We start from the raw sequence: 11,745 nt of genomic DNA on the forward strand, positions 1-11,745 counted from the left end.
GGTCTTATCTAGAAATATATCGGTGGTGCGTTACACCGTTCTTATTCTTCATTTACGATAAGGATAGAATAAATGATAAAGGCAGGTTGGAAAATTGAAAAAAATAGTAGTGATATTTTTTATTCTTATTGGAGTTTACCTTTTGATGACAAACCTCTACCGGATTCCGGGGCTTTCTTTTGGTAATTCTGGAGATTCAGCCAAGGTGACGGAAAAAATTGATAAGATTGAAATCGATCTTACATCAATTAGTACGACTGTAATCCCTGAAAATCGTGATGATGTAAAAGCCGAATTGAAAGGGAAAGGAAAAGTTCATGTATCAAAAAGCGGTGACTCGATTGAGGTTACCTATGAACGTGGATTCTTTAACTGGCGCTGGTTCCCTTTCTTTGATAATACCAAGCTAACCGTGTTTATTCCGGAAGATTATGACCGAGATTTATCGCTTATCGTGGGCTCTGGCCATTTGGAATTTGACGGTAAACCAATGAAGCTTAACGAGCTTTCCGCAGATGTTCATTCTGGAAATATGAGATTGCAAGACCTCTCTGTAAAAACATTTACACATAATGTTGCTTCCGGGAATTCTAAAATTGAGAAGCTCACAACAGAAAGTGGAGAAATTGAGGTTCATTCCGGGAATGTAACGATTGATGAGTATACAGGGAAACTAGAAGCTGATGTATCCTCTGGACGTTTAAAAGCAACCCTTTCAGACCTTAAAGATTCCATTGATGCAAGTGTAAAATCTGGCCTACTTGATATTGATTTACCGAATGATGCCGACTTTACACTAAACGGGAAAGTAAATAGCGGCTATATCTCCAATGATTTATCTCTGGATGAATCCAAAAGGGATAAAGGAAATATCCAAGGCAAGCATGGTGCTGGCACCTATGATGTGAACATTGAAGTAAATAGTGGGAAAGTAACGATAAGATAAGGTTACAGAGCTCGAGAATAACAAGAATCGTAGGTTTCATTTTCAATGAAGCCTACGATTCTTGTTTTATTGATTTGGAGATATTCCAAGCATTGTTTCTAAATCTACAATTTCAAATCCCTTTTTCTTTAGCTCTTCAATGACCCTTGGCAATATTTCATATGTGTCGTACTCATCAGAATCTGTGTGCATGAGAATGATATCACCGTTTCGGATATTAGAGATTACATTGGAATAAATGACATCCGGGCTTTTTTGTGCCCAATCAAGTGAGTCAATTGACCAAAGGATAATGGAGTACTTTTTTTCTTTGGCCACGTCCGCAACTAGTTCGTTTGTTGACCCATAAGGTGTTCTTAGAAAGGCAGGCTTTTTGCCGATGATTGATTCAAGCACATCTCCGGCCTGCTCTATTTCATTTTGAATTTCAGTTTCTCCCAACTTATCAAGTTGAACATGGTGATAGCTATGACTTAAAACGAGATGGCCTTTTTCATAAGCCTCTTTCACAACCTCTGGATGTTTCTCTGCTTCACTTCCTACAAAGAAGAAATTTCCCTTTACCCCGTATTGGTCCAAAACTCCAATCACAGCTGAAGTCACCGTACTATCTGGCCCATCGTCAAAGGTTAAAGCCACCTGTTTATTATTTGGGCCATTAATAAATACTTTTTCTTGCGTTTTCGAAAATTCAATGATTTCATCACGCCATTTTTGCATGGATATTACAGACTCTTTTGCTAGAAATGGGGATTCCCCTTTAATTTCAAGTAGGTATTCACTTTTCCAGGTAGTATCTGCAGGAAATCTTGCATCTGGAATGGAATTCTCCTTTGGCTCTATTTTGTGATCCCCGTAAGGCACTCCCCCAGCAACCTTCGTTTCTTTTGATACACAAGAAGATAACATACATACCGAACATACGAAAACAAATAGTACTATCTTTCGAACCATGACAGAGCCCCCTTTGTCTTCATTCTAAACACATGGTACAAATATAGAAAGACAATTTAACAATTTTGACCAAATTTGGTACTGACAAAATTTTCAATCTATTTTATTATTAAACTAATATACTAAAACCAAGGGGGCCGAATCATGAGTATTGCGCTCATTTCCGATATTCACGGAAATATAACAGCACTCGAAGCTGTTCTAGAACATATAAAAAGTCGTGGAATCAAGACGATTATTTGTCTTGGGGACCTTGTAGGAAAAGGGCCGAACTCAGCTACGGCAGTTGACCGGATTCAAGAAGTGTGTGAGGTTGTGCTTTTAGGAAATTGGGATGACTTTATTCAAAATGAACATCCCGATGAAGGGATTACTTGGCACCGTAATCAGCTAGGTGAGGAACGCCTTTCATACTTAGGAACCCTTCCCTTCCACTATGACTTCTATATGAGTGGGAAATATATTCGGTTATACCACGCCTCTGCAAAAAGTGTCCACCACCGTGTTGTACCAATGATACATTCTAGTGATGAAAAACGAGCAATGTTTGATCTGTCTGAATGGATTGTACCATTAGAGGATAGAACACCAGACATTATTGGATTTGGAGACATCCATGCTGCCTTAATAGAACCAATGGATACAGAGCAAACCCTTTTAAATGTCGGAAGCGTCGGTAACCCGTTGGATACAACAAAAGCCACCTTTGCAATTTTACACGGTGAATATCAATCGAAAGAGGTCGCACCTTTTTCAATCGAAATCGTTCGTCTTCCATATGACATCGAAAAGGAATTACATATTGCAGCCGAAATGGGTCTTCCCTACTTTGATAAGTATGCAACAGAGCTTCGCGAAGCTGTTTACCGAGGAACACCGAAAAATGAAAAATAAACAATCGCGGAACTTGCACAAGACAAAATAATCAAGGTAAAATAAGTAAAAGCGATATTTTACATGTATAGTTTTCATAAATATGGGTTACAATGTTTTTTATTTTACCTCTATATAAATATCTATCTTGAGAGGAGAATTGCCTTGACTACAAATAACGAATCTAAAAAAGAGATCACGGTTAATTCAACTGTCCAGCTTAAAGGGATAGTAAAAGCAATATTTAATGATTCCATTCATGTGCAAATCGGCGGAAAAATCATTACACTTCCCGCTTCAAACCTATTGAAACAGAATAATCCTTTAACCTAATATGCAAAAAACACCGTTCGAAACATGAGCGGTGTTTTCTTACTTTTTCATCCTTTTAATAATTTCTCACTTACGAAAAACTTTTTATAGTTCCCTTAAGGCCTGAATAATATCAGCCTGCAAGTCCTCAATATGCTCTAAACCAACAGAATAGCGGACAAAATTGGCAGGGATGCCTGCGGTTTTCATTTGTTCTTCAGTCAATGCCCCCTCCCACATTGCTGCGGTATGGACAACTAATGAATCAACTCCACCTAAACTAACAGCATTTGTAGAAAGTTTTAATGCGGATACAAATCGATTAGTAGCGTTATAGTCTCCCTTAATCGCAAACGCAATCACAGCACCAAAGCCTTTCATTTGTTTTTTGGCAAGTTCGTGCTGAGGATGACTCGGCAGTCCTGGATAATATACTTTTTCTATTTCAGGTTGTTCCTCTAAAAATTCTGCTAAGGCTAATGCGTTCGAATTAATACGTTCCATCCGCAACGGGAGCGTCCTTAGACCCCTTAACAATAACCATGCATCCATTGGTGATAGGACTGAACCAATCGATGTATGTGTATCCCAAATCTTTTCCGCAAGCTTCGTGCTTGTACAAATAACACCAGCCGTTATATCATGATGCCCCCCTAGGTACTTTGTTGCACTGTGTACAACTACATCGACACCAACATCGTGTGGTCGTTGATTAAGCGGTGATGCAAATGTATTATCTGCTACAACAATAATATTCTGCTTCTTTGCTACCTTTACAACAGCCTCCAGATCTGTAATAACCAAAGTGGGATTAGCAGGAGTTTCAAGCATAATCAGCTTTGTATTTGGACGAATTGCCTCTTCAAACGCTGAAATTTCGGACTGTTCAACTACTGTTACCTCAACACCGAATCTTGGTAACATTTCATCCATAATTTTGGCCGTACTCATATAATGCCTTGTTTGTGCGATAACATGGTCGCCTGCAGAAACTAACGCTAAGATGGTAGACGCAATAGCCCCCATTCCAGAACCAGTAACTAGTGCTGTTTCAGTACCTTCTAAATCCGCCATGATTTTATTGACTCGCTCATGAACCGGATTACCATAACGTGTATAGTATCTCGGATGAAGTGGTGTTCCTGCCATTTCGGCAAACTCTGCTGAATCCTCGGCACTAAACGTTGCTGAATAATAAATAGCTGGTGAAACACCCTTCTCCTTTTTAGCCCATTCTTGGTCTGCATGTAACACCAATGTTTCATTATTATAAGTTTGAGATTTGTTAGTGTTCATCTTTTTTTCAGACTCCTCCATTTTTATATAATTCTATATTTTTCGCATTTTTATTTCAATGAATATATCTTATAGAAAAAGGCACCTACCCCATAGTGTAAATCCTTAGGGCAGGTACCTCTTGAATAATAACATTTGATTTTAAATCATTGACTTTCTTAAGTTTCGTAAATAACGATAGTTCTGCAGGAAATTCAAGATGCATTTGTTTAGTAAATACTTTTGTAGAAGCAAGTGTCCCTACCGCACAAAATGCAACTGTTGAAACAATGGTAATCATGAAGAACATTCTTGCGTTATCCTTGATTCGATAGGCATGATTTGAGATTGTTACCAGGTTGGTTTTTTTCCAAAAGATGAAACGATTCCTTTTTAACAAACTTGCGATTCGGTTTATTAATAATTTTTTTCTTTTGCTGTTGGGATTTCGACTTGCTTTTTGCGATTTGAAAATTTCATTTTTTGTACAAGGATATACAATAAAAAGGCCGAAAGCATGGCAAGTAATGCACCTACTAAAATATCACCAGGATAGTGTACGCCCACCCAGATTCGGGAAATTCCTACTATACAAGCAAGTGCCATCCACATGTATCTGCCTGGTTTCTTATACAGAAAAAAGGAGTAACAAACGGCAAAAAAAATGATTGTATGGTCACTCGGAAATGAATTATCGACTGTTTTTTCAATCAGTTGATTTACATTCGGCAGTTCCGCAAACGGCTGATTATTGGAGTGAAACATTCCAGCCACTCTTCCAAATAACACTCCTACCGCAACGGAAGCCAATGCACTCAACACCATGACACGGTTTTGTGAGCCTCTATTAAACGAATAAAAAATAACCGCAAGGATAAGAAAATACAAAGTGTAATTTGCAATAAACATCATCGGCATATCCAAAAACGGTAATTCCTTGCCTAACCCATTAATTTGATAAAAAATATCCGTATTTAACTCCATTACATTCAAGATTACTCCCCCTTCTAGTATCCAACTAGAATATACGTTACTTTCAAACATAAAAAAATCGATGCAGCTTACTGAACATTACAATTTTGTAAGCTACACCGAGTGTTTGTCAACTATAAAATTGGTGATAACAGTCTTGAAATGGACTCTTTGAACTTTATGTTACTGCCTCTTTTTCCATATTCCTCATAAGTAAGTAGTTTTGAAAGTTTTATGTCCTCTTTAAAATTGGTTGTTAGTTCCTTAGCAATATTTTCATCATATAAGAAGGCATTTACTTCAAAATTCAATCTAAAACTTCTTACATCGATATTCGCTGTACCGACCGATGAAATCTCCTCATCAACAACAAGTGTTTTTGAATGGATAAAGCCATTGCTATAAATATAGACATTTGCCCCTAATGGGAGTAACTCTCCAATATGTGAAAGGGTTGCCCAATAAACAAAAGGATGGTCTGGTTTATCAGGAATCATAATATTCACCTCAACCCCTGAAAGGCACGCTACTCTTAGTGCATCCAGTAAGCTTTTATCTGGTATAAAATAGGGAGTCTGCATATATATCGACTTTTTTGCCGAGTAGATCATTTTTATATATGCATTTTTAATCTGCTCAAAATCGGTATCAGGACCACTTGTAACAATTTGAATCCCGACATTGCCCAGCCTGACATTTTCAATTGGAAAAAGTTCTGGATCATACATAATATCAAAATCACGAGATGCTTGGTTCCAGTCTAAAATAAAGCGGACCTGCATTGTGTCAACAGCTGTTCCTCTGATACGCAAATGTGTATCACGCCAATACCCAAACCTTGAATTTAAGCCCAGGTACTCATCACCTACATTAAAACCACCGACATATCCAACTTTCCCATCAATTATGACCAATTTCCGATGGTTTCGGAAATTCATCCGTAAATTGACAAAGCGAAGTTTTGAAGGGAAGAAGACCTCGACTAGGCCACCAGCTTCGCGAAATTCTTTAAAAAATCTCTTAGTCAAAGTCCTAGAACCAAGCTCGTCATAAAGCACTCGAACTGTTACGCCTTCTTTAACCTTCCTTGTTAAATGTGCGATTAATTTTCGGCCCAGATTGTCATTTTTTATAATATAGTATTGCAAATGAATAGATTCCTGTGCTGCCTCAATATCTTGGAAAAGGCGTCTATATTTTTCTTGCCCATCTGTAAAAACTTCAACTGCATTATTTTTCGTAAACAATGCATTCGCATTAACAAGGTTCATGTAAATGAGGTCTTGATTATCTTGTGTTACCCGATTATTAAAGAGGAATTTTTGCGTGCGGAGAAGTTCCTTTTGCTTCTCTAACACCTCTTCAATCCCGCTCTTTTTTAAATCATCCCATTGAAAAAGATGGTCGCGTGTTAAATTTCGTCCTAATATTAAATATAAAACAAACCCCGCCACTGGTATAAAGAAAAGTACTAATAACCAAGCCCAAGTCGAACTGGCATCTCTTCTTTCGCGAAAGATAACAACTACGGCAAAAACAATGTTTAAAACCATAACCAACCCTAATAATAATGAAGAGATATTCACTAAATTCCCCTCTCTCACCAATACATTCTACATTACAATATACTATATTCACGTTTTTTTATGAAACAATTAGCTATAAGCTGGACTATGCGGAACCAGCTTACAGTCCCTATCGTTTTTTCTCTATAGTTTAGTTTTCCATTCTATGGCTCGTAGAGATTTGTCTAGTGCAAGAAACCTGGCTATTTAAGACAGCCAGGTTTCTTATTAATGAATATTTTTATCTACATACCGACCATAGTCTGGAATTGCAATCTGGTCAAAATCCCTAACCAATTTTGCCAAGGATTGTTCCAACAGCTCCCCTGCCATCGGTAAGCCATGTCCTGTAACCGCAACACTTGGCTTTAACTGTTCCAAAGTTTCAACAGACGTTTTTGCAGCTTGCCAATCAGTTGTTAAATAGCGGGGTGGACCACTGATTTCCTGTTCTTGCGTAAGCACTTTATACAGAGACTCTTGCTTTACAGTCACGAATGCGTCCCCCACAATAAGAGCTCGGTCTTTTTCACGAAAAAAAGAGACATGACCAGGCGCATGGCCAGGAGAATGAATCCAACGAAAGTCCGGCAAATGAGGAACTGTACCATCGGCTGGCAGCTTTTCTACATGACTTCCTAACTGGATTGGCTCGTTCGGAAATAGCGGTGACATTTTCGCAACCATTCCGCCTTCTACCGTCGGGTCTGGTTCAGGATAGCTTTTTTGCCCTGTTAAAAATGGCATTTCTAATTCATGAGCGAAGACAGGTACATCCCAGTGCTCTACTAACTCAACGATTGCACCAACATGATCGAAATGTCCATGTGTTAAGAGAATTGCCTTCGGACGGCTATCCGTTCCAAAGCGTTCCTCACAAACGGCAATCATTTCCTCAGAAGAACCTGGCATTCCCGCGTCCACAATCACATAATCGGATGAACCAGGCTCTCCAACTAGAATAAAGTTTACGATTTGAATGGTATGGGAATAAATATCTGGTAACACTTGGATTCCCACCCCACTAGCGATTGAGGTTGCTGGGATAAATTTATAATCACTACCGTATTGCATGTCCTTCTCCATCTGTATCCTCCTTACACGATGCATAGCATTAGTGTTTCACAGGATTAGTATTTTATTTATGCTAAAAGGACCTCCACATTATTCACCTAGGTTAGACAACCACTGTTTTAATTTACACTTTGGATAGTAGACATTCCCATTTAATACAATATGCGGGATATCCGGATGCTCTTTAATTAATTCTTTTGCATCCTCTTTTGATACCCCAATATGATAATAGATATCCTTTTCCTTTATTAGTTCATATAAATCCTCTTCCTCAAGTTTATCCATGACACCTCTCGCTTGGGGATTTTTAAAATTTTTCAAACCATCCCCAATAAAATAACCGGCAATCGCAATCCCGATTCCTATAAACACTTCCACCTTTTCACCCACTTTATGTAGTCAATTAAGTACGAATCATTTAATGTATCTACGATTATTTTTGTAAAAAGTTTCATTTCAATCAAAAAGGAACCGGTACAACGGTTCCTTCACTAACTATTTTTTAATTCGTTTTGGATAATGAAAAATCATCCGCAAAATTGTGTAAAATAATAAAATAAATACAATTGTATTCACAATCCAATGGGTGCCAATTAGTAAGTTAGCAACCGCAAAAAAGATTATCGGTTTGGTTAACGCAAACGCGCACATCTTCCATAGAAATTGAAATTTCAACTGCCGATGTGTAAGCTTGCTGACTCCAACACCAATCCCTGCTAAAACTGAAATTCCTGCGATTCCTAAAAATAGCATGAGAAACGGGTAAAAAGAAGGACCTGAATAACATAAATATTTTGAGGGATGTCACTTTCCATATAGGAATCATCCAAAAGTAAATTGATTTCAACTGGAAGTGCGACGATAAACAATAATAAAATCAGGAACAGGATCGTATTCCTCATTTCAAGTTTATTCAGCCGTTTCATCGCTACCTTATTTGGTAATTGCAAACTATCTATAAAAGTAGACATGAGTTTCACATAAAGCCACTCGCTTTGTATAAAAATGTACTAATTTAAAGATACCTCTCCGCTAGTAAAAAGGAAAGGTATCCACAGATCTTATTTATAAAATTCGTCAGGAATTTTACCGAATTTACGGTCGTGATAAAGAAGTGGTGGCTTACTGTAATTCTCAATCTCAACCACTTCACCGATAAGGATTGTATGGTCGCCCGCTTCAACAGTCTTAAAGGTTTTGCAGTGTAAGACACCCGTAGTTCCCTTAAGAATTGGAAGATTATTATCAGACATCTCCCATTCACAGTTACCAAAGCGATCTGTTCCCTTGCTCGCAAAAAGGGCACAAATATCCCCTTGATCACCAGCTAATACATGTACCGCAAATTTATCAGCTTTTGTAAAAATATCGTAAGTGGAAACTCTCTTATCAATTGACCATAAAATCAACAATGGATCTAATGAAACAGAGGCAAATGAGTTTACCGTAAGCCCAAGCGGCACTCCATTTTCATCGGTTGTTGTTACAACCGTTACACCTGTCGGATAATTCCCCATGACGTCCTTAAAAGTTTGTACTTTTGTCTGATTATCCAATGTTTCACACACCTTTCTACACAATGACTTTCTTATTTATTTTCGCTATTTCAAAAATTCTTGATATTAGCTTACATAAAACGGTTATTTTTACTATATCATGATTATCATGACAATTCTATTTGAATGCATTACGTTAGCGCTTATAGATATTCTCCTGGCGAATCCATTTTGTTGCGACCCACTTTTCACCTTCAGATACTGGAATACTTGAATGAAGGGACATGCGATCTACCTCTCCCTTACTATTACCGTACTGAAAATACACAGCTGACCCTTTCTTAGGTACAATCGATACGCCAGCTTTAGGAAAGACCGTTTCTCCTCCTGCAGGTACGTCATTTAAATAGATAAGGAACGTTCCCACCCGCTGGCCACCTTTTTCGGGGACAACCTTACTCTGCGGGAAATAATCAAAATGGCTTTTATATTCCTCGCCAATTCCATAATTTAAAACTTGAAGACCTTCCCCATTTTCAACAGGAAATTCTATTAATTCCGCAATTCGTTTTTCTACTTTTTTAATAAACTCATTTTCTTGTAGATAAAAAGACATACCTTTACTAGTTCGACCGGTTGCCGCTTTTTCTTCACCAGTCTTCGGATCAATGACGGTTGAAGGCTTGAGACGTTCTCTGGACATTTCAATTAACTGGTCACATTCCTCTTCGCTTAAAAAATAATCTAAATGTAAAATAAATGGCTTTTCTACCTTTGAGAGAACTTTGATTTCACGGTCGCTTGTACGTAAAATACTTCCCTTCTTCGCAATTTGGGGCTGTTCATATTCATATGGAGCATGTACACCTGGTGTATTTATTGGTTTATTTCCTACAATTCGAAACAGAGTTGTATAAGAGAGTCTAGGATCATATCCTTTTCGAATCATGGCGTCAACAATTGCTTCTGGGTTAACACCACTGTTTAACGTTTTAATAATCCAATCCATGAGTGCACCTGGAATTTGATTCACTTTCTCCATTTCTACCTCTCCTTTATAGCCCTTAATTGATTGGTTTTGGGACAAGAATCCTGACCCACCATTTCTGTGTAATCCCTTACATACTATTGTAATATATACGAGTTAAAATGTGGTAGTAATTACTTTTTTTCCAAAATTTTTGAGGTAGGTATGTTTTTTGATTATAAAAGTCACCAGAGTGTAGTTCCTTTCAACAGATTGATGTTTGCTGAAGACCCGAACGTGGATCAGGCATACCTGAAATATCCTTCATTTTGCTTATGAAGTCCCGAACAAGACGAAAACGCTCCGAAAAGTACATCATCCACCTCATGAGGTCACGAACATGACCCATACACAAAAGAAAAGTCCTTCATCCAAAAATCCGCATCGCCTTAAACCAAATAACTTCTCCTAAAATAGTAAAAGGCAAGACCTAAACGATCTCGCCCCTAATCTCCTTATTCGCTTTTTTTCCCCGTATACACATGGATGGCGTCTCGTAAGAATTTCGCAGTTCCTGGCTGTTCTTTGTCATAATAGGCTGTGAATCTCTCGTCATCGACATACATTTGTGCAACACCCGCATGTGCTTCTTTACTGTAACTTGGCCAGTAGTACATCAGCCACTGTTTGTGCATATCAGCTGCTTTTTGCGCTAGTTCGCCTGCAGGGTCACCTGCCTTCATTGCGTCACGTAAGGTTTCCATTAATTCTTCACCTAACCGAGTCGCTGCATCATGAGCTTCTTTTGACATATTCATGAATTTCTCATTTGATTGATTAACGGTTTCTTCACCATATTTTTCGCGGATTTCTTTTCCGTATTTTCTCTCGTTCTCTTCAATGGCTTTCTTTTTAAAGCCTTCAAATTTCTCTTGGTCAGACATGCTCATTCTCCCTTCTTTTTGCGCAATGGTTTTTTCGACATTCGCAATCAGTAAATCGATTTGCTTTCGTTTATCAAGGAGCTGCTCTCGATGTTCCTGTAGAGCCCTGAATTCATCGAAAGCAGGATTCGTTATGATTTGTTTGATATCAGTTAGATTGACTCCGAGTTCACGGTAAAAAAGAATTTGTTGAAGACGATTGACTTCATCTTGGCCATAAATTCGGTAACCAGATGAATTGACTCTTGCCGGCTTAAGAATCCCAATTTCATCATAATAACGTAGTGTTCTTGCACTTACTCCTGCTAATTTTGCAAGCCTTTGAACCGTGTATTCCATCTCCTCACCCCCTGATATCTTCACTTTA

The 11,745-nt window shown here is 38.1% G+C and carries 14 protein-coding genes; 3 read left to right on the plus strand and 11 right to left on the minus strand.

The window, feature by feature from the left end; genetic code table 11:
* Positions 1 to 109 precede the first annotated feature (109 nt).
* Positions 110 to 946, plus strand: coding sequence for a LiaG family protein (liaG, locus tag BTHG_RS22260; protein WP_425321169.1), 837 nt, complete (start codon positions 110 to 112; stop codon positions 944 to 946).
* Between the two features lie 66 nt (positions 947 to 1,012).
* On the opposite strand, the gene BTHG_RS25620 is transcribed toward liaG, so the two are convergent.
* On the minus strand, positions 1,013 to 1,900 hold the full coding sequence (locus tag BTHG_RS25620) for a polysaccharide deacetylase family protein (protein ID WP_010284733.1): 888 nt from the start codon (positions 1,898 to 1,900) through the stop codon (positions 1,013 to 1,015).
* Between the two features lie 141 nt (positions 1,901 to 2,041).
* Between BTHG_RS25620 and BTHG_RS22270 the strand changes: the two genes are divergently transcribed.
* Complete coding sequence (locus BTHG_RS22270; protein WP_148361285.1) at positions 2,042 to 2,794, plus strand: metallophosphoesterase family protein; 753 nt, start codon at positions 2,042 to 2,044, stop codon at positions 2,792 to 2,794.
* 144 nt (positions 2,795 to 2,938) lie between these two features.
* Complete coding sequence (locus BTHG_RS27160; RefSeq protein ID WP_187370824.1) at positions 2,939 to 3,106, plus strand: hypothetical protein; 168 nt, start codon at positions 2,939 to 2,941, stop codon at positions 3,104 to 3,106.
* A gap of 84 nt (positions 3,107 to 3,190) precedes the next feature.
* Here BTHG_RS27160 and BTHG_RS22280 read toward each other — a convergent pair whose 3' ends face one another.
* From BTHG_RS22280 to BTHG_RS22330, 10 genes are all read right to left on the minus strand, one after another.
* Positions 3,191 to 4,381, minus strand: coding sequence for a trans-sulfuration enzyme family protein (locus tag BTHG_RS22280; RefSeq protein ID WP_010284735.1), 1,191 nt, complete (start codon positions 4,379 to 4,381; stop codon positions 3,191 to 3,193).
* 85 nt (positions 4,382 to 4,466) lie between these two features.
* Positions 4,467 to 4,670: a hypothetical protein gene (locus tag BTHG_RS22285; protein ID WP_010284736.1), complete on the minus strand. Its 204-nt coding sequence runs from the start codon at positions 4,668 to 4,670 to the stop codon at positions 4,467 to 4,469.
* 107 nt (positions 4,671 to 4,777) lie between these two features.
* A complete protein-coding gene (locus BTHG_RS22290; RefSeq protein WP_232284516.1) occupies positions 4,778 to 5,344 on the minus strand; it encodes an undecaprenyl-diphosphatase in 567 nt (188 codons plus the stop codon).
* A gap of 122 nt (positions 5,345 to 5,466) precedes the next feature.
* Entirely contained in the window at positions 5,467 to 6,918 is a 1,452-nt protein-coding gene (cls, locus tag BTHG_RS22295; RefSeq protein ID WP_010284740.1) for a cardiolipin synthase, read from the minus strand.
* Positions 6,919 to 7,125: 207 nt separating this feature from the next.
* Positions 7,126 to 7,983: an MBL fold metallo-hydrolase gene (locus tag BTHG_RS22300; protein ID WP_010284741.1), complete on the minus strand. Its 858-nt coding sequence runs from the start codon at positions 7,981 to 7,983 to the stop codon at positions 7,126 to 7,128.
* Positions 7,984 to 8,061: 78 nt separating this feature from the next.
* The gene (locus BTHG_RS22305; RefSeq protein WP_010284742.1) at positions 8,062 to 8,349 is read right to left on the minus strand and encodes a hypothetical protein; all 288 of its coding nucleotides are present in this window, start codon (positions 8,347 to 8,349) and stop codon (positions 8,062 to 8,064) included.
* A 117-nt stretch (positions 8,350 to 8,466) separates the two neighbouring features.
* Entirely contained in the window at positions 8,467 to 8,724 is a 258-nt protein-coding gene (locus BTHG_RS28000; RefSeq protein ID WP_010284743.1) for a DUF1189 family protein, read from the minus strand.
* 308 nt (positions 8,725 to 9,032) lie between these two features.
* Positions 9,033 to 9,488, minus strand: a complete 456-nt coding sequence (locus tag BTHG_RS22320) for a flavin reductase family protein (protein ID WP_042342475.1) — start codon at positions 9,486 to 9,488, stop codon at positions 9,033 to 9,035.
* Between the two features lie 175 nt (positions 9,489 to 9,663).
* Positions 9,664 to 10,509 carry a 2OG-Fe(II) oxygenase gene (locus BTHG_RS22325; protein ID WP_042342478.1) on the minus strand — a complete coding sequence of 282 codons (846 nt, stop codon included), beginning with the start codon at positions 10,507 to 10,509 and terminating at the stop codon, positions 9,664 to 9,666.
* Positions 10,510 to 10,949: 440 nt separating this feature from the next.
* A complete protein-coding gene (locus tag BTHG_RS22330; RefSeq protein ID WP_010284748.1) occupies positions 10,950 to 11,717 on the minus strand; it encodes a MerR family transcriptional regulator in 768 nt (255 codons plus the stop codon).
* Positions 11,718 to 11,745: the final 28 nt, after the last annotated feature.

It is taken from the genome of Bacillus timonensis, from assembly GCF_000285535.1.
GTDB lineage: Bacteria > Bacillota > Bacilli > Bacillales > Bacillaceae_L > Ferdinandcohnia > Ferdinandcohnia timonensis.